The organism is Tractidigestivibacter sp. (genome assembly GCF_050946515.1).
In the GTDB taxonomy this organism is placed as follows: Bacteria; Actinomycetota; Coriobacteriia; order Coriobacteriales; family Atopobiaceae; genus Tractidigestivibacter.
This window is the reverse complement of record NZ_JBMNUX010000005.1, coordinates 15,018-32,718: the sequence shown is the minus strand read 5'-3', so window position 1 is coordinate 32,718 and position 17,701 is coordinate 15,018. Positions and strand designations below refer to the sequence as shown.

General features: G+C 58.7%; 14 protein-coding genes and 1 riboswitch. Of the genes, 7 read left to right on the top strand and 7 right to left on the bottom strand.

The genetic code is table 11. The annotated features are described in order from the left end of the window. Positions 1 to 29: 29 nt before the first annotated feature. Positions 30 to 839 carry a hypothetical protein gene (locus ACOYJL_RS04290; RefSeq protein WP_433568984.1) on the top strand — a complete coding sequence of 270 codons (810 nt, stop codon included), beginning with the start codon at positions 30 to 32 and terminating at the stop codon, positions 837 to 839. 18 nt (positions 840 to 857) lie between these two features. Here ACOYJL_RS04290 and ACOYJL_RS04285 read toward each other — a convergent pair whose 3' ends face one another. From ACOYJL_RS04285 to ACOYJL_RS04270, 4 genes are all read right to left on the bottom strand, one after another. After that, entirely contained in the window at positions 858 to 1,391 is a 534-nt protein-coding gene (locus ACOYJL_RS04285; protein ID WP_433568983.1) for an N-acetyltransferase family protein, read from the bottom strand. Between the two features lie 251 nt (positions 1,392 to 1,642). After that, positions 1,643 to 2,278, bottom strand: coding sequence for an SA1002 family membrane protein (locus ACOYJL_RS04280; protein ID WP_433568982.1), 636 nt, complete (start codon positions 2,276 to 2,278; stop codon positions 1,643 to 1,645). A gap of 57 nt (positions 2,279 to 2,335) precedes the next feature. Continuing rightward, entirely contained in the window at positions 2,336 to 3,544 is a 1,209-nt protein-coding gene (locus ACOYJL_RS04275) for a phosphoribosylaminoimidazolecarboxamide formyltransferase (protein ID WP_433568981.1), read from the bottom strand. A 117-nt stretch (positions 3,545 to 3,661) separates the two neighbouring features. Next, positions 3,662 to 4,300, bottom strand: a complete 639-nt coding sequence (locus ACOYJL_RS04270) for an IMP cyclohydrolase (protein WP_433568980.1) — start codon at positions 4,298 to 4,300, stop codon at positions 3,662 to 3,664. 82 nt (positions 4,301 to 4,382) lie between these two features. Then, a riboswitch (ZMP/ZTP riboswitch) is annotated at positions 4,383 to 4,467 on the bottom strand. Positions 4,468 to 4,922: 455 nt separating this feature from the next. On the opposite strand from ACOYJL_RS04270, the gene ACOYJL_RS04265 reads away from it, so the two are divergent. The 6 genes from ACOYJL_RS04265 (at position 4,923) to ACOYJL_RS04240 (ending at position 11,577) form a co-directional block, all read left to right on the top strand. Next, entirely contained in the window at positions 4,923 to 5,957 is a 1,035-nt protein-coding gene (locus tag ACOYJL_RS04265; RefSeq protein ID WP_433568979.1) for a hypothetical protein, read from the top strand. 280 nt (positions 5,958 to 6,237) lie between these two features. Continuing rightward, positions 6,238 to 8,061: an ABC transporter ATP-binding protein gene (locus tag ACOYJL_RS04260; protein ID WP_433568978.1), complete on the top strand. Its 1,824-nt coding sequence runs from the start codon at positions 6,238 to 6,240 to the stop codon at positions 8,059 to 8,061. A gap of 52 nt (positions 8,062 to 8,113) precedes the next feature. Beyond that, the gene (locus ACOYJL_RS04255) at positions 8,114 to 8,533 is read left to right on the top strand and encodes a peptide deformylase (protein ID WP_433568977.1); all 420 of its coding nucleotides are present in this window, start codon (positions 8,114 to 8,116) and stop codon (positions 8,531 to 8,533) included. Between the two features lie 10 nt (positions 8,534 to 8,543). Further along, entirely contained in the window at positions 8,544 to 8,933 is a 390-nt protein-coding gene (locus ACOYJL_RS04250) for a hypothetical protein (RefSeq protein WP_433568976.1), read from the top strand. A gap of 114 nt (positions 8,934 to 9,047) precedes the next feature. Then, a complete protein-coding gene (locus ACOYJL_RS04245; RefSeq protein WP_433568975.1) occupies positions 9,048 to 10,745 on the top strand; it encodes an HsdM family class I SAM-dependent methyltransferase in 1,698 nt (565 codons plus the stop codon). Next, positions 10,735 to 11,577, top strand: a complete 843-nt coding sequence (locus tag ACOYJL_RS04240) for a hypothetical protein (RefSeq protein ID WP_433568974.1) — start codon at positions 10,735 to 10,737, stop codon at positions 11,575 to 11,577. Before ACOYJL_RS04245 ends, ACOYJL_RS04240 begins: the two co-directional genes overlap by 11 nt. 64 nt (positions 11,578 to 11,641) lie before the next feature. Here the strand turns inward: ACOYJL_RS04240 and ACOYJL_RS04235 are convergent, their stop codons facing one another. From ACOYJL_RS04235 to ACOYJL_RS04225, 3 genes are all read right to left on the bottom strand, one after another. Next, positions 11,642 to 12,301: a hypothetical protein gene (locus ACOYJL_RS04235; protein ID WP_433568973.1), complete on the bottom strand. Its 660-nt coding sequence runs from the start codon at positions 12,299 to 12,301 to the stop codon at positions 11,642 to 11,644. Positions 12,302 to 12,527: 226 nt separating this feature from the next. Further along, a complete protein-coding gene (locus ACOYJL_RS04230; RefSeq protein WP_433568972.1) occupies positions 12,528 to 15,305 on the bottom strand; it encodes a hypothetical protein in 2,778 nt (925 codons plus the stop codon). Positions 15,306 to 15,348: 43 nt separating this feature from the next. Further along, on the bottom strand, positions 15,349 to 17,496 hold the full coding sequence (locus ACOYJL_RS04225) for an efflux RND transporter permease subunit (protein ID WP_433568971.1): 2,148 nt from the start codon (positions 17,494 to 17,496) through the stop codon (positions 15,349 to 15,351). Between the last annotated feature and the right edge of the window lie 205 nt (positions 17,497 to 17,701).

Here is a 17,701-nt window from a genome sequence, read left to right as displayed (position 1 = left end):
ACACGGACGCCCCTAAGGAAGGAGAAGGCATGCAGCAGACAACGGCTTTTACTAGCCCCAAGACCACGCTCGAGCAGCGCGTCAGCGTCATACAGCGGGATGGCAAGGGGGCGGGGGAGAGGGCGCTCATCCGGAGCATGATGGCGATGCCCCTCTCCGAGTACTGCACCATACCCAAGTGGATGCCGGGCGGGAGGCGTCCCATCCTCTACCGCTATGCCGACAGCATGGTCGGCACCGACTCGCCGGTGGGGGAGGTGTGCCGCAGCATTCGCCGGGAGGTGTGGGGCGAGAGCCGCTTGAACGTCTCCCAGAATGAGCTGCTCTACCTCATCAAGCTCGTCTCCGAGCCCATCTACCGCTGGCAGAGCATGCAGGTGGAGCTGTTCGCCAGGAAAAAGAAGGGCGGCACGGTGCTGGGGGAGACATGGCGCAGCCAGCCGCTTGACCAAAGGATCGAGCTCCTCAGCATCTACCGCGGGAGCGCTCCGATTCCGCCGATGTGCGTGAGCAGGCTCTCCGCGATGGGATTCGTCCGCGACCTCGCTGTTCTCGGGGGATCCGAGAGCGACGATCGGGCTGGCGGGAATGACTGGGACCGCGTGGAGTCACTGGTCGCCCTCATGAGCAGGCACTGGGATAAGTTCAGCGTGGGGATGATGATTTCCGATGACTGGCACAGGCGGTCGGACTACGACCGATGTGACCTTCGGGAGTATCTGCGCGGTCCCGAGTGGGAGTTTCTCGACGTGCTCAGCCGGGAGCATTTGACGAGCGCGTACTTCCTGCTCGTCAATCCCATCGCCCGAGCATGGGATTACCGTCACGCCGAGCGGTAGCAACGATGCGGGCCCGGCTCAGCCGTTCGAGCTGGGCCCCTTCTCGACGGTGCCCTCGATGTGCTTGTCGAAGGCAATCTTGGTGCTGTTGTCGAATAGGATGGTCCCGCGGTAGGTGAATCCGTTCTTATTGAGGATGTGTCGCATGGCCATGTTTGCCTCGTCTGTGTCTATGCGAAAAGAAGCAATCCCGCGTTTGCGGCTCAGGTCCTCTACGAGGCGAAAGACTGCGTCGCTCAAGCCCTTGCCCCTGCCTGCTTCGGCAAAGGCCAGCCTGTGTACGACGACATAGGGCTCTGTCGTTGCCCATGTGCCGTCGAGCGCGTCGTAGGCCGGCTCCCCGTCGAAGTCAATGCAGAGATATCCGAGGACGTCCTTGCCATCGGTCACGAGATATCCCTTGCCCGAGCGAATGTCCCCCTGGATGCAGACCTTGTCGGGATACCCGTTCTGCCATTGATCGATTCCCTGGCTGCGGAGGTGCTCCTTGGCGGAGTTGATGATGTCCATGACGGTGCCGAGGTCGGCCATATGCGCTTTGACGAGCTTCATTGAGCTGCCCCTTACTCATGTTTCATGCGCCTGTGCTTGCGAGGTCCGCTCAACACGCCTGCGCAACAAGACTGTCCATACGAGTTACTCTTTATTGGATGCATTTCCACTATATAGGAATTCGGAGATATCGCAAGCAGGTTTGCAACTCCAACTCTATGAGGGGCTGGCGACAGAGAGGCGGCTTCAAGCTGCCCTTCTCGTTATGCGGACCGCCGCGATGAAGGGAACTGCGCTCGATGGCATCGTCGCTACTTTGCGTTTGCATTGCGGGCGTTCTCTCGCGCAAAGCGCTCGAGCACGACGAGCACCCAGGCGGCAATGAGCAGCGGCTGGATCACGAGGTTGATGTTGGAGGGCGAGAGGGCTATCTGGAAGATGCCCTGGAGGCTCGTCTCGCCGCTCTCCTCGAACCACTCGAACAGCGTCTGGAACCCCTCGAAGAAGCACTGGTAGACAACGAGGTAGATGGTCACCCACTGGATGAAGTACTCGAAGATCGTGCATTCGTCGTCATCGAGGTCGAGCCGTGGCCATACGCGCTTGAGCCGCCCGCGCAGCCAGTAATGGATGAATGCGGTCACAAAGATGAGCAGGAAGATATACACGAGCAGATTGGCGCCGCTCAAGTGACCGTCAACGGTAAAGAGAAATATCTCGTGGTCGGGGAATGTCGAGGTGATGAGGTACTCGGCAGCGACGGTGAGAGCGAGAAGCGCAAGCATGATGAGAGCGTTCACCGCGAGGATGCCCACGAAGCTTCCCACCACACGCATGATTTTGAGGCGTCGCGCGACGCCCTCGCCTTTGAACATGATGCGTCCCGCTACATAGAGCGGGACGAGTACCAGAGCGATTCTGATGAGGAAGCCGATCAGAGACGACATGCTGCCCTCCTGCAGTCCGAGGTTTCAGACCACAGAAGGGTAGCAGCACCTTGTCGATTAGTGGTGGAAGAGCCTCATGCCGGTGAAGCACATGACCATGCCGTACTTGTCGGCCGTCTCGATCACGTTGTCGTCGCGAATGGACCCGCCGGGCTCGGCCACGTAGCTGACGCCGGACTTATGGGCGCGCTCGATGTTGTCGCCGAAGGGGAAGAACGCGTCGGAGCCCAGCGTCACGCCGGTCTGCGTGGCGACCCAGGCGGCCTTCTCCTCGCGGGTCAGGACCTCGGGCTTCTCTGCGAACCACTTCTGCCATTCGCCGTCTGCCAGGACGTCGTCGTGCTCGTCGGAGATGTAGACGTCGATGGCGTTGTCGCGGTTGGCGCGGCGGATGCCGTCGACGAACTTGAGGCCGAGCACCTTGGGGTGCTGGCGCAGGTACCAGGTGTCGGCCTTGTTGCCGGCGAGGCGGGTGCAGTGCACGCGGCTCTGCTGGCCCGCGCCGACGCCGATTGCCTGGCCGTCCTTCACGTAGCAGACCGAGTTGGACTGCGTGTACTTGAGGGTGATCAGGCTCACGATCATGTCACGCTTGGCCGCGTCGGGGAGGTCCTTGTTGGCGGTCACGATGTTGCCGAGCAGGTCTTCGTCAATCTTGAAGTTGTTGTGGCCCTGTTCGAAGGTGATGCCGAAGACGTCCTTGGTCTCGGTGGGCGCGCAGTCATAGTTTGGGTCGATTTGGACGACGTTGTACTTGCCGCCCTTCTTGGAGCGCAGGATCTCGAGCGCCTCGGGCGTGTAGCCGGGGGCGATGATGCCGTCGGAGACCTCATGCTTGAGGTAGCGGGCGGTGCGCTCGTCGCAGGGCTCCGAGAGCGCTGCCCAGTCTCCGTAGGAGCTCATGCGGTCGGCGCCGCGGGCGCGGATGTATGCGCAGGCGATGGGCGTGAGCTCGCCCTCGTCGTCCACGAAGTATATCTTCTTGTCAGTGTCGGACAGGGGCAGGCCCACGGCGGCGCCGGCGGGGCTCACGTGCTTGAAGCTCGCCGCTGCTGGCATGCCCGTTGCACGCGAGAGCTCGCGGACAAGCTGCCAGGAGTTGAGCGCGTCGAGGAAGTTGATGTAGCCAGGGCGTCCCGACAGCACCGTCACCGGCAGGTCGGAGCCGTCCCGCATGAAGATGCGCGCGGGCTTCTGGTTGGGGTTCATGCCGTACTTGAGTTCAAGCTGGTTCATGGTGCTCCTTTCGTGGGATGACCCCGGCATCTTGTCCGTGGGCTCAGACAGCGCGGGGCGAACTCGCCCCCGGACAAGATGCCGGGGTCTTGCAACGAAGGCGGCATGGCCGGACAGAAAGTGCGGCATGCCGCTCATCAGGCCGCGCTAGTCGCCGAGGTTCTTGTTGAAGAGGCTTACGGTGCCTGCGACGTTGGCGTACAGGGAGACCTTGTTATCTTGGTTCAGGGCGTCCCAGACCTCTTCGGGGGAATCCAGGCTGACTAGGCGTGGCTCGCCGACAAAGCTCGGCAGGGGGTTGCCGTCGCCCTCGTAGGTCGAGATGAAGTAGCCGGTGCCCTTGGCAGCCTGCTCGTAGGCGAAGAACTCGCGCAGGCAGCGACCCGTTGCGGGGTCGCGCTTCAGGATGGAGAGCTCGAAGGAGCCGTCCTTGTGCAGGATGCTCGAGATGCGCGGCGTGTAGTTGGGCTCGTCGGGCTCGAACTCGCGGGTCATGAGCGCGGCGCGGAAGTCGCCCTTCTCGACGATGGTGTCGGTCTGGTCGCCGTTGGTGACCACGAGGTCGTCGCCCATCGTGCGGACGGGATGGTAGATGATCAGGCTCGGGTCCTCGAGCTTTGCCGGATCGTAGGCTTCGGTGCGGATGCCGTCATCGGTCTTCGTGAAGACGCGGTTTCTGCTGTTGGCGCTGCGGCCCATGATCCAGTAGTAGACGCAGTTGGCTCCCACTACGATGCCGCGGCCAGGGTAGGGGTTGGAGTGCAGGAGCTCGCACAGGTCTTGCATAGATGTCCCTTCTCGAGAGGCGTCCCCGCATGGCGGCTGGCTGCCCGAGAATGCAAAAGGCAAGCCAACCTCCTGAAGGAGGTGCGCTTGCCCAGACGGTCGGCGATATGGTCACGCGCTGCTCCACCGTGGTTGCCCACGCATTCCCGTCAGTCACAGCGCACTTCTGTCCCCATGACTTTATCACGGAGCGCGAGTGGCCGCTGGGCTTTCATGTTATTTGCTGCTTGCTTGGTCACCGAATCGCCAAATTGGTGCTGGGAGGGGCGCGCTAGGAGTCATCGGCGCAGTTTTGTGAGCTGCTAGTTGCAGTTGAGCGACTTATGTATAGATTTGGAGCGCGCGACGCGCGCCAATGGTCTGTCAGACCCATAGAAAGCCAGTTGGTGGGAGCCAAGGTGGGTCTCTCCTTGCTGTCGGGGCTAAAAATCCATACATAAGCTGTCCAACTGCAACGAACTGCTCGCAAAACTGCGCCATGGGTGCCTCCTTGGCAGTAATGATTCAAATTTGGCATCAAATCCAAGACTTCGGGGCAATTATTCAATATTGTTCTTATGTAATGAATATTCTTCTAAAAACCTGAAAGCAGAGCGTCCATCATAGTGATATGGAGGCAGTGATGTGCGACATATCCGCTCTGCACTACTGGCGCACCCGCTCCGACGCCATCGGAACGAGCAGCGGAAGGGTCAATGCTGCCCCGAGCCGTCGCTCGCATCCAAGTATTGACATCCCTACCTCTGCGACCATTAAGTACCTTGACAGCTTGGGTTTTGTGCAGGACGGTGAGGTCAGCCTTCTGGTGTCTTCCCCTGCGGACCGTCGCGTCCTGAAGAACACAAAGGTAACCGTTATCGGAGCCGAAGTGCCAAGCCGCTCGTTCGTCCGCGCGCTCGGCCAGGTTTACGTTGTGTCTCCGGAGCTCCTCTTTGTCATGGCGGCCAGCAAGCTTTCTTTCCCGCGGCTCTTGGAGCTTGGCCACGAGTTGTGCGGCACCTATCGCATGACGTCGCCGCATCCAACCTATAACGTCGAGCCCCTGACTAGCGTTGCTGCTTTGAGGAGCTATGCACAAAAGGCAAAGGGCATCCGAGGGCGCAGGTCTGCCCTTCTTGCATGCAAGTACATCGCGGATGACTCTGCGTCTCCGGCTGAAACCGCGCTCTCTATTATGTTCAGGCTTCCGCTTCGTTATGGAGGTTACGGACTTGGGATGCCCCTGCTCAACCATGAGCTGACGCTGAACGAAACCGCCTCGAGGCTCCTTGGCGGTCGCGGCGCAATTAAGCCTGATTTCTATTGGGCGGCAGCCCGCTACCCAGCGGAATACGACAGCTCCCTCTATCACTCAACGCGAGAGCAATCCGACGTCGACGAACGAAGACGCAATGCCTATGCCGCGCTTGGAATGGGCGTGACGGTGGTGCGTCCGCGGCACCTTTGCCAGATTGAGCTGCTTGACGGAATCGCTGCCTCCGTCTGCAAGAACACGGGCATCAAGACCTACCATCTCCCAGCCGACTATCGCGCTCTCCATGAGAGTCTATTCCAAGAGGTTTGTCGCTATTGGACAGAGCTGCATGATCGCTATCCGGGCGCGCAGGACTATCTTCTGGAATCTGCCGCCTACTCTGGACCTGAGGGGCAGTGGTAGCGCAACTTTTTTCTCTGTTAGTTGCAGTTGAGCAAGTTATGTATGGGTCTGCCGAGCTGGCGGCTTTGGATTGCCTGATGCGAATGCGCTTCTTCAGGCATTTCTATGCCTGCTCGCCATGCGTATGGTCCGCCGCGCCCAGAAATCCATACATAACTTGCTCAACTGCAACTGACGTCGCGAGATATTGCAGAATAGCCTCCGTGTGCCTGCCCTGAGAGTTGAAAATGCCCCAAGTGGGTATTCTTTCAGTGCAAAGCAACCAAATGGGAGAAGGCACATGGCACTCAGGAACAACGAGCAGCGTGACCCGGCAACCATCCGGCGCACGCTGCACTACTTTTGGTGGGTCACCAAGCAGAAGATGGGGGCGTTCATCCTCTCCATCGTGAGCTCGGTCGGCTACATTGCGATGCTCAACTTCGCGAACACCTACGTGATGGGGCTCATCGTCGACCGCGTGCAGGCTGAGCCGGTGGCTGCCGACCAGGTGTTCGACGTCTTTGGACCCTATGTCATTGCCCTGCTTATCGTGAACGCCGTGGGGCAGGTGCTCTCAAAGCTTCAGGACTATTCCGTCTACAAGCTTGAGATCAACGGCGACTACCAGCTCTCGCGCCTGTGCTTCGACACGCTCTCCAACCAGTCGATGACGTTTCACAACAGCCGCTTCGGCGGCGCGCTTGTGAGCCAGACCTCTCGCTTTGTCTCTGGCTATTCCGGGCTTGTCGACGTGCTGACCTACTCGCTGTGGCCGACGCTTGCCTCGATCGTCCTGACGGTTGTGATCCTTGCCCCGGTGGCGCCGCTGTTCGTCGTGATCTTGATGGCCATGCTCGTGCTGTACGTGGTCATCGCCTATGCGATGTACCGTCGCATCCTGCCGCTTTCGGCGGCGGCGTCGCGCGCGCAGAACAAGCTTTCCGGCGTGCTCTCCGATGCCGTGACCAACATCCTTGCGGTCAAGACCTGCGGCCGCGAGGACTACGAGCGCGGCCTCTTTACCGAGGCGGACCGCGAGGCCATGGCGGCGGAGAACACCAACATGCGCGCCACCATGCGCCGCGGCTTCACGACCTCGGGAATCATCACCGTCATCATGTTCGTCGCGTCCATCTTTGTGGCGGGCGGCAACGCGTGGTTTGGCATCAGCGCCGGCACGCTCGTGATGATGTTCTCCTACACCTACAGCCTCACGATGCGCTTCAACTACTTCAACTCGATGATGCAGCGCATCAATCGAGCCTTCGGAGACGCTGCAGAGATGACGCGCGTCCTCGACGAGCCCACGCTCGTTGAGGACGACGCCGACGCCAAGCCGCTCGAGGTGACCGAAGGCAAGATCGACTTCGAGCACCTGGGATTTCGCTATGCAGACGCCCAGGCCAACGACTACGTGTTCCGAGACCTTAACCTGCATATCCCCGCAGGTCAGCGGGTCGGATTGGTAGGCCGCTCTGGCTCTGGCAAGACAACGCTCACCAAGCTCCTGCTTCGCCTGGACGACGTCCAGCAGGGTCGGGTGCTGGTGGACGGCCAGGACGTGAGCCATTGCACGCAGCAGAGCCTTCGCCGCCAGGTGGCTTACGTGCCGCAGGAGGCGCTGCTCTTCCACCGCTCCATTCGCGACAACATCGCCTACGGCCGTCCCGAAGCGACGGACGAAGAGATTCGCCACGCAGCGGAAGAGGCCAACGCGCTCGAGTTCATCGAACGGCTGCCCGACGGCTTCGACACGATGGTGGGCGAGAGAGGCGTCAAGCTTTCCGGCGGTCAGCGCCAGCGCGTGGCCATCGCTCGCGCCATCTTGGTGAACGCGCCCATCCTGGTGCTCGACGAGGCCACCTCGGCGCTCGACTCCGAAAGCGAGGCTGCGGTCCAGGGCGCGCTCGAGAACCTGATGCGCGGGCGTACCTCTATCGTGGTCGCACACCGCCTCTCCACGGTGGCGTCGCTCGACCGCATCGTGGTGCTCTCGCACGGCGAGATAGTCGAGGACGGCACGCACCGCGAGCTCGTGGACGCGGGCGGGGAGTATGCCAGCCTTTGGAATCGCCAGACAGGAGGCTTTCTGGAAGGCGACGAGGCGGACGAAGCGCGGTAGGGCCGCTATACTGTTTCATCGTTACGTTTCGAGCTTGACAGTGGAGGAGCGCATGATTAGAGAGCTCTGCAAGGACAAGGAAGTCCTTTCAAAGAAGTGCCAGCGTGCGACCGCCGAGGATGCGGATCTTGCCCAGGACCTTATCGATACCGTCAAGTCCATTGACGACGCGGCGTGCCTCGCTGCAAACCAGATCGGCGTGACGAAGGCCGTCGTTGTGTACTTGGACGACAAGGGCGAGGCGCACGTCTTGTACAACCCTCGCATCATGATGGGGCTTCGTGCGAGCCGCGTGGCCGAGGGCTGCCTCACGCTGGACGAGCCCACTAAGTCCACGCGCTACGATAAGGTGAAGGTTGCCTACGACGAACTTGTTGATGGCAAGCTTGTCCCCCGCAAGCGCGACTACACCGGTTGGGTGGCACAGATGGTGCAGCACATGGTCGACCACTGCAACGGCAAGCTCGTCTAAGGAGGGACCCATGGCAGAGGCCGAGAAGCCACTTGATCTAACGCGTACGCTTGACGAGCTGGAGAAGAGCTATCCAGAGCTGTCTGGACAGCTGGCCGAGCTCGGTTTTGAGAGCCCCGACGTCAGCAAGACCATCCCAGAGCTCGCCCTGGAGGCGGATGTCGACATTTCAATAATTGCGTTCGCCCTTCAGATGGACGACTACGACGTGCAGAACTATGAGCCGGCCGACAAGGACTACAAGAGCCCACTCGGCGACATTGTCAGCGTGCTGTTTGACGGCACCTATCTCGGCGAGCCGCTGCCCCAGACGAGCTCTTCCGCGCCTATGCTCTCCCACATGGAGATGGCCATCCGCCGCGCCCAGGAAGAGGGCAAGCTGCCAAAAGACAACCGCTAACGATCATTTCTGCGCGCCTTTCATCTTTTGGAAGCCTTCACAACACGCTGGTACAGACTGGGGAATTTCTGTCCGTATGGTGCCTAATACTTTGAATGTCAGAGAGGAGGAGCGATGGCATTTGGGGCAACATTGACGCAGGATGAAGATCCGCAGGAATCCAGGAAAGAACGCGGTGCATTTTTCACGCCGAAGGAAATCGCAGACTTTCTCTGTGATGAGGTTCTATCGAACAGAAATGATAGGGTGCTTGAGCCAGCCTGTGGCGAGGCGGAATTTCTACTGAGCGCGGCAGACAAACTTTTCGCATTAGGAGCGTCATGTGATGAAGTTAGTCAGAGGCTCTTTGGGTGTGAGCTTCACCATGCTACAGCTGATGCTGCGCGGGAGAGGCTTGCTAAGGTAGGGGTGGAACCAACCATTCTGGTTGATGACTTTTTCGAGCTCTCAAATAGCATGTTTTCAGAGAAATTCGACGCAGTCGTTGGGAACCCTCCCTTCATCCGATATCAATCATTTACTGGCTCCGTCCGTTCACGCGCGCGAAAACGAGCGTTCGCCATGGGGGTACGGCTCGATGCTCTCGCTTCATCGTGGGCCCCATTCCTTGTTCATGCGACTAGTTTCCTCAAGGTTGGCGGCAAGGTCGGAATGGTCCTTCCTGCGGAACTGCTTAGCACAAACTATGCTGCGCCAGTGCGAAAGTATCTACTTGACTCTTTCTGCTCTATTGAGCTCATCCTTTTCGAAAAGCCAGTTTTTCCTGAGGTGACGGAAGAGGTTGTACTTCTTATTGCCAACGGTTTTCAAAGTGGAAATAGCGATTCAATCAAACTTGTGCAAGTAGCCGATGTCTCTGAACTTTGTACTGACAATAATTCCGTTGCCAAGGTGCACGGCTACATGAAATGGCCAACTGGTAATGCCGCCCGTGACGCATTCGAACTTCTTGAAAAGTCGGATTCGCATGGATTAGTTGACTTGGCTTCGTATGGGGATATACATCTTGGGGCAGTTACCGGATCAAATGAATACTTTGCTCTTTCAAGAGATAAAGCGAATCAATGGGGGATTCCCGCCGAAGATCTCTTGCCCCTTTGCCCGCCTGGCTCCCGTCACTTAAGAAATCTAAGCATTACACAGCGGGACTATAAGCGTCTTGCTGACCAAGGAAAACAGGTTCTCTTGTTCTATCCTCACGACGGTGGTGGCGAGGCGACGAGTCGTTACCTTGTCCACGGCGAAAAAAGTGGCGTTAGCCATGCCTATAAGTGCAGAACAAGAAATCCGTGGTGGCGTGTTCCGGGAGTACGATCCTGCGACTTGTTCTTTACATATATGAATGGCATTGGACCAAATCTTTGCTCCAATGATGCCAATTTGGTTTTCCTAAATTCAGTGCATGGCATGTTTCTTCGTTCCGAATTCCGGTCCCTTGCAAAAGAAACGCTTCCGCTTGCAACGCTTAATTCGGTGACGCTTCTTTCGGCCGAGCTTGTCGGTCGCTCATACGGTGGTGGAATTTTGAAACTTGAGCCTCGTGAAGCTGGGAAGATGTTGGTTCCAAATTACGAATTTCTGGACGCGAGTAGAAACGAGTTGCTATCCATTAAAGGAGAAGTGAGCGAGCTGTTGTCATCTGGAAAACGCGACGGAGCAACAATGCTCGTTGACGACGTGTTGCTACCAATGATGGGGTTCCCTGAGAGCGACAGGACAAAGATTCACCGCCTTCTTCTTGAAATGCGAGGTCGCCGGATGGGCCGCGGCAAAGAGATAAGTCGTAGGGGAGGGCAGAGAGGTGGGCGATAATCTGAAATCAGATGCGTTTCGCGATTGCTACGTGAAATGGTATAAGGAAAATCAAGGAAAGCCTTTTTGGGATGCCGATGTCCCCTCACTAGATTACGATTTGCTGAACAGCCTAATAATTACTGCCTTTCAGAACGGCGGAGAGGATTCTCGTACAGGCATACTTGCTCACGCACTTGATTATTGGATAGCGCGAGAATTTGAACGTGCAGGTTTTTCAATAGAAGGCGTTTGGCCACGTTCGGTCAAGCCTTATGTTGTTGACCCCGAGATTCTATGTTCAGATATTTCAAAGAACAGGAGAGTCAAAGACGCTTCAGATGTTCTCATTACTAGCTGCGGAAAAGCGAATGCCAATATCATGGGTTCTGCTTATGTGAAACAAGTAGACGTGGGCATGTCGTCCTGGCTTGCGGGGCCAGAGTTGCTGGTCTCTACAAAAACCATGAGCGGGTCATTTGGGAAGAATCTTGCGAACAGGTTCGAAGAGGCATATGGGGATGTAAAGAATCTAAGGGACAGACATCCGCTTGCTGCTCATGGATTCTTCTTTTTAGCTGATGACAGCATCCAAAGTGAGTCCGCCTCATTTTCGAAGCTTGTCCATATGCTCCATAGGCTTCAACGACCCGGTAACGTTTATGATGCTACGGCGCTTTTGCTTTACCGTCGCGATACTCTTGATGAGATTGAATTGATAAGCCCCACGTCGACGGGCTCTACTGGAGATATTTCTCCCGAAAGTTTTTTCGAGACTCTTATTAGAATTGTCCTGGAAAATGCTCCGGAGGGAATACACGTTAGGGCCCGGGAAATCTATCCGTTTGAATAGATTAACTTTCTATGAGAAAACAATTCGAGCTTCTTGCTTTTTCGCTCCGTTATGGTCGACGATCTTAAATCACGAACATTACGTACAGCAGCGGAAGCGCCTTGCGATAGTCTCTGCCTACGATGAGGTATGAGGCGCCCATGAGAAAGCCGCCGACAGCGCTCAAAAGGCCGACGGCGACGCTTCCCTTCGAGAGAATATGTCCAAGTCCCCAGGTGAGCGCGAGCACGATGCCGCCGTAGGGGACATTTTTCCGCTTGAACCAGATTTCGCAGGCACGCTGGCCAAAGATGATGATGAGCGAGAACAGGACCGTCTCGAAGAAGTAGTAGACGTACTGAAAGACAAACTTGAGCGGCCCTTGCTCCTCGAGCTCCAGAAGGGGCTTGAAGCCGCCCCAGTCGAGGTACTGGGCGCAGGTCATGACCACAATGCCGAGGGCGGCAGCCGCGTATTGCCAGCCCTTCATCGGCTCGCGCGCTTCCCATATGTCAAAGCCGTACTTGTTTTTTGCCACGCGTACAAGCACGATGCTCACGACCAGCCAGACGAGGCACGTGACCAGCCAGTGAATGATGCTCTGCCCGGTGGTGAGCGAATCGATTGAGAGGCCCAGAGCGGGCTCAATCAGGAATGCCAGGACAAGTTCGAAGGCAAATCCCGCAAACGCGTAGAGTGCCAAATATAGAAAGTCGCTGCCCCTGGCTTTGCCGTCAGACTCCATGTGCTACTCCCTCTCTCGAGACGTGCCCCGCTTCTAAAGAACTACGCGACTTTCAGGTTTAGGAAAGGGGAGCGGCAATTAGCTGCGAACGGAGGGGCTGGCTCGACGAGTGGCAGGTGGTCTGGCTCTTCTGCACGACGTGACAAGAAAGGAAAGGGGCGATGCCCGCATGCGCAGGTATCGCCCCTTACGAGCGTTGCGTTGTTGTTGGGTCGAAGTAGACGCCTTACTCGCTCTTGTCCGAGTCATCCGAGAAGAGCGCGGCCAGACGGTCGGTGAACGACTGGCTCTCGGTGGAAGCCGTGTCCTCGGTCGTCTCGGCGGTGCTGGAGTCGGAGTCATCCTCCTCGCTTACTCCCTCGACGACGTAGACGAACTCCACCTCGTTGACGTTGGTGTTGTCGGGGTCGACGAACGAGTGCAGCTGGTAGTCCTTGCCGAGAATCTCGTCAATCTTGTCCTGCGCCTCGTCGAGGACGGTCTGGTCCATGCCATCGACGGAGTCGCGCAGCGTGACGAGCGCGTCCTCAAGCTCCTCGGAGCCCTCGTAGGCGGAGTCGGTGCCAGAGGCAAGCTCCTCCATGCCGCTCGTGAGGGTGCCTGCGCCGCTCTCGAGCTCCTGGGCACCCGTGTCTAGCGCCGTCGAGCCGCTGCTCAGCGTGTCAAGACCGCTCTTGAGCTCTGCTGCGCCTTCGGCGACGGACTGCGCTCCGGAAGCAGCGGTCTGCGCGTTGGCGTCGACCTCGGAAGCGCCGGAAGAGAGCGTCTGGGCGCTGGCGTTGACCTGGGCGGCGCCGGCTGCGAGCAGCTTTGCGCTGTCATCGACGGTCTGCGCGCCGGAGGCTAGGCTCGAGACGCCGCCATAGATGGTGGTTGAGCCGTCGGAGGCGGTCGCCTCGGTCAGCTGCTGCGTGAGCGCCGCGCTGCCCTGCGCTACGGCCTTGGCTCCGGTCTGCAGCTGCTGAAGATCGGAGATCTGGGTCGAGAGGCTAGACATCTGGTCGCTCACGGAGCTCATGGTCTGCTGGGCGCTGCTCACGAGCTGCTGGGACTGGCTTGTGACCTCGCTGGCCTCGCCCAGCATGGTCTGCGCGCCGGAGCTGAGCTGCGAAAGGTCGGTGTTGATTTGCTCGATCTCGCTCGTAAGCTGCGCGGTGTCGATGCTCTGGAGCTGCTGGCCAACGGTGGTCAGCGTGTCGACGGCATCCTGGGCGTTGCTCGACGCGTTGCTTGCCGCGCTCGAGGCCTTGCTTGCCGCGCCCGATGCGGTCGATGCATCCTGGCTTGCCGCGGTGGTGTGCTGCAGGATTGCATCTGCCTGGTCCTGCGTCAGCACGCCCTCGTCAACTAGGTCGTTGACCTCTGCCGTCGCGCTGTCAGACTCGCTCTTTGCGCTGCTCGCTGCGCTTGAGGCGCTCTCCGCTGCGCTCTCGGCGCCGTCGGCATAGGCCTTTGCGGTTCCCGCGGAGGTGCCGGCCGAGGTGAGGGAGCCGGAAAGCCCGCTCACGACAGAGGAGATGTTGTTGAGGTCGGACTGGGCCGCCTGGATGTCGGCGACGGTCTGCTGGCCGAGCGTGCTGAGGGTGGTGTCGGAGCTCAGCGCGTCGATCTCTTGGCTGATGGTGTCAAGGCTCGACTGCATCGTCTCGAGGCTCTCCTGCGTGCTCGTGATGGTGTCGGTAAGGCCGTTCAGCGTGCTGACGGTCTGGTCGACGCCCTCTGAGACCCGAGCAGCTCCGTTGCTCAAAGCCACAATCTGGTCGTGCTCTCCATTCAGAGAGTCAAGCAGCTGCTGCGCGCCGCTCGCGACCTGGCTGGTGCCCTGGCTCTGGAGCGCGGCCGCTCCGCTCGCTACCTCGCTCGTGCCTTCGCTCTGCAGCTGGGAGGCGCCGCTCGCAACCTGGCTCGTGCCTTGGCTCTGGAGCGCGGAGACGCCGTCGGAAAGCTCGGACGCGCCCTCGGCAAGGGTGCCGGCGCCGCTTGCCGCGCTCGCCGCGCCGGAGCTTACCTGGCTCGTGCCAGAGGCGAGCTCGGAAGCGCCAGAAGAGAGCTCCTCGGAGCCTTCGAGCGCGCTAAAGGTGCCCTCGTCGAGCTCTGCCAGCCCCTCGCGAAGCGAAGTCGCGCCGTCGGCGAGCTGGACGGAGCCGTCCTCGAGCTCCTTGATGGAGTCGGTCAGCTCGGAGGTGTCGTAGTCGTCGAGGTTGATGGCCATCGAGATGGGCATCGCGCTGATCTGCCAGCCGGAATAGCTGAAGTTGGTCACGTGGCCCTTGATGTGGTAGTCGCCGTCGTTGTTGGGGAGCTGCAGGTAGGTGACCACCGTCTGGCTGCCAACGGCCGCCACGGTGCCGTCGCCTGCGTCCTCGAGCTCGAAGGTGTCGTTGTCGAAGGTGCCCTGCGCCTGCAGCAGGAAGCTCTTGGCGAAGTCCGAGGTGGCAGAGTCATCGTCGAGGCCGGTGATCTTGAGCTCGATGTCCAGCTCTCCGGACTTTCCGGAGAGCTCGTCGGCGGAGACCTCCTGGCCGTCGAGCGTGTAGGTGACCTCGATGTCCCAGGGTAGCGTTGTCTCTGAAGCGTCCAGGTCGCCCTGATAGTAGAACGGCGTGTTGGCGACGGTGGTCAAATCGACGGTGCCGTCATCGTCGGAGAGCGTCTGCGTGGTGGACAGGTTGGTGACGCTCTCGTAGTCGCCGGGGTCCTCGATGTCGGTTGCGTCCTCGGTCTGGAACTTGTTGACGACGTAGATGCCCTTGGCGGAGCCATCAGAGTTCGTCTTGGTATAGACGACCTCGTTCTTTGCGGTCTGCGACTTGCCCTCCTGCTCGTTGGCCGCAGGCTCGGTGCTCTGGCCGTTGACCTCCTCGGCAAGCGCCTGCGTTGCTCCGAACGGGACGCTCATCGAGAAGCCGACAAGGGTGCCCATTGCTCCGACGAAGATCTTTCGCCCCAGAGACGGGCGGGCCTTCACGGCGCCGTTGGTGGTCTTGGTGCTTTTCCTGCTCATGGTCAAATCCTCCTTGATGGAAGTGGTTTCGTTTATCGGGCTGCTATTGCGCGTTCGCGCCGTTGGTGGCGGGGGTGTCAGCGAGGCTCTTTGCGGCTCCCTCGTCGTTGTCAGACCCCTGGTAGAAGCCGATCTTGTAGCTGGTGTGACGTACGAACCCGTCGAGGATGCGGAACAGAAGCGGCAGCACGAAGAAGATCTCGATGACCGAGATGAGCGCGCCGCGGGCAATCAGCATGCCGACCTGCTGGATCATGGGGCTGGACACGCTGAAGTAGATGCCAAGGCAGGCCAGGATCAGGATGGAGCTCGAGGTCATGATGGGCTGCGCGGTGTGCTCGATGGCAAGCACGGACGCCTTCTTCTTGGGCATCTTGCGACGCAGCTTCAGGTACTCCTCGGTGTAGATGATGGCGTAGTCGACGGCGGCGCCGAGCTGCACGGCGTCTATTACCAAGAACGCGACGAAGTTGATCGTCTCTCCCGTGAAATAGGGGACGGCCTCGTTGATCCAGATGGAAACTTCGATGGCCATGATCAGGATAATTGGGATCGAGATGGACTTGAACATGATGAGAAGAACGATGCCAATTGCCAGGATCGAAGCCAGCTTGACGGTGGTGTTGTCAGAAGTGGTGACGGAGCGGATGTCGTAGTAGCTGACGGTGTTGCCGACCAGCTTGTAATCGTCGCCGTAGTACTTCGAGCAAAGGCCACGCACGGTGTCGACCAGCTGGTAAGACTCTTCGGACTCGTCGTTGATGTTGGAGGTCAAGACGATTCGGCTCCAGCCGTTGTTCAGAAGCTGGCTGACGTCGCTCTCGTCGCCCAGCTTGTAGGGGAGGGCGGACGTTGCGATGGTGTCGTAAGAAAGGACGCTCTTGGTGGTGGGAAGCTCGTCCAGCTCGTCGACAAGGGCCTTCTCGTTTGCCCATTGGCCTTCGGGAACCATGATTGCCCAGACCTGGGACTCGCCGAATGCGTCATCAATAATTTGACCATCGGTCTTGACCGGCGCATCGGAGGCAAGGCTTGCGGACTGGCTGTACGTGAAGCTCACGTTGCTGGAAGCCATGAGGCAAGGAACTGCGAGAACCGCGGCAATTGCAAATGCGATGCCAGCGCCCTTGGTGCAGAAGCGTGCCATGCCCTTGAACGACTTGAAGAACGGCGCATGCGTGGTCTTCTCCACGGCATTCCTCATGCCGTAAAGGATGCAAGGCATAAGAAGCGTGATCGAGAAGAACGAGCAAACGATGCCCTTTGCCAGGGCGATGCCCATGTCAGCGCCAATCTGGAACTGCATGGCGGAAAGCGAGAGGAAGCCGAAGAACGTGACGGCGGCGGAGGAAAGGATGACCGAGAAGGACTTTGTCATGGCCTCGACCATGGCCTCAAACTGGTCGTCTTGATGCTCGCGGGCGCGTCCGAAGTTGGTCAGCAAAACGATGGAGTAGTCCATGGAAACGGCTAGCTGAAGCACGCTAGACACGAGCTGCGTGATGTTCGAAATGGTTCCGCGGAAGATGTTGGTGCCCATGTTGAGCACGATGGCGACGCCAATGGTAAGAAGCATCACGACAGGGTGCAGGTAGCTTGTGGTGTTGAGAAGAACCACGAGGAACACGACCACGACGGCGATGGCCATGATGCGCGTCATGTCAGAGCTAATCGTGGACATGTTATATGCGGTGGAGGCGGCGGAGCCGTCAATTGCAACCGTCTCGGCGCCTTCGATTGCTTGCGCCTCGGAGCGGATGTGGTCAATCTCCGCTTGGTCGGTGTCGTCGGGAAGGACGACGGAGTAGAGGTAGCCATCGGCGTCGGCGTTGTACCATTCGTCGATGGTGTCTTGGTCTTGCACCTCAAGAGGCTCGGAAAGGTCTACTTCGTCGCCAAGCCACGTGACAGAGATGACGCTGTCCTCGTTGTTCAGCGTCTCTGCAAAGCTTTGCGCGTCTGCTTGCGAGATGCCGGTGACGTAAACGCGGGCGTTAGCAATGTCGTTGCCATAGATCTCTTTCATTGCGTCGAGGTCTTGGCTTGATTTAGCGCTTTCGGGCAGGTAATCGCTCATGTTTGCGTCAATGGCAACTTGTGGAATGCAAGCCGCGCAAATGACGGTGAGCACGACGAATACCGTAATCACCAGCTTTCTGTGACGAAGCACCCCTCGAAAGAACTTCTCCATCTTTTCTTACGCCTCCTGGTTTGATCTCTTGGCTTATGCCGGACAAGCACAGTTGATGGGCAATAGACACCTGTTGATTTTTACCCGAATTCAAAAAAATTTGAAGCGAAGACGAAAAGTAGTACGAGGGAGTATGTATGCGTTTGAAAAAGAACTTATTTCTCGACATATGTTCGAACTTTGATAGATGAAACAAAATGTCCAA

Excerpts from the sequence above, each read along its gene's own strand:
- ACOYJL_RS04260 (WP_433568978.1), top strand. The coding sequence starts at position 6,238 with ATGGCACTCAGGAACAACGAGCAGCGTGACCCGGCAACCATCCGGCGC.
- ACOYJL_RS04275 (WP_433568981.1), bottom strand. The coding sequence starts at position 3,544 with ATGCCGGGGTCATCCCACGAAAGGAGCACCATGAACCAGCTTGAACTC.
- ACOYJL_RS04235 (WP_433568973.1), bottom strand. The coding sequence starts at position 12,301 with ATGGAGTCTGACGGCAAAGCCAGGGGCAGCGACTTTCTATATTTGGCA.
- ACOYJL_RS04250 (WP_433568976.1), top strand. The coding sequence starts at position 8,544 with ATGGCAGAGGCCGAGAAGCCACTTGATCTAACGCGTACGCTTGACGAG.
- ACOYJL_RS04280 (WP_433568982.1), bottom strand. The coding sequence starts at position 2,278 with ATGTCGTCTCTGATCGGCTTCCTCATCAGAATCGCTCTGGTACTCGTC.
- ACOYJL_RS04255 (WP_433568977.1), top strand. The coding sequence starts at position 8,114 with ATGATTAGAGAGCTCTGCAAGGACAAGGAAGTCCTTTCAAAGAAGTGC.
- ACOYJL_RS04245 (WP_433568975.1), top strand. The coding sequence starts at position 9,048 with ATGGCATTTGGGGCAACATTGACGCAGGATGAAGATCCGCAGGAATCC.
- ACOYJL_RS04290 (WP_433568984.1), top strand. The coding sequence starts at position 30 with ATGCAGCAGACAACGGCTTTTACTAGCCCCAAGACCACGCTCGAGCAG.
- ACOYJL_RS04225 (WP_433568971.1), bottom strand. The coding sequence starts at position 17,496 with ATGGAGAAGTTCTTTCGAGGGGTGCTTCGTCACAGAAAGCTGGTGATT.
- ACOYJL_RS04265 (WP_433568979.1), top strand. The coding sequence starts at position 4,923 with ATGTGCGACATATCCGCTCTGCACTACTGGCGCACCCGCTCCGACGCC.
- ACOYJL_RS04230 (WP_433568972.1), bottom strand. The coding sequence starts at position 15,305 with ATGAGCAGGAAAAGCACCAAGACCACCAACGGCGCCGTGAAGGCCCGC.
- ACOYJL_RS04285 (WP_433568983.1), bottom strand. The coding sequence starts at position 1,391 with ATGAAGCTCGTCAAAGCGCATATGGCCGACCTCGGCACCGTCATGGAC.
- ACOYJL_RS04270 (WP_433568980.1), bottom strand. The coding sequence starts at position 4,300 with ATGCAAGACCTGTGCGAGCTCCTGCACTCCAACCCCTACCCTGGCCGC.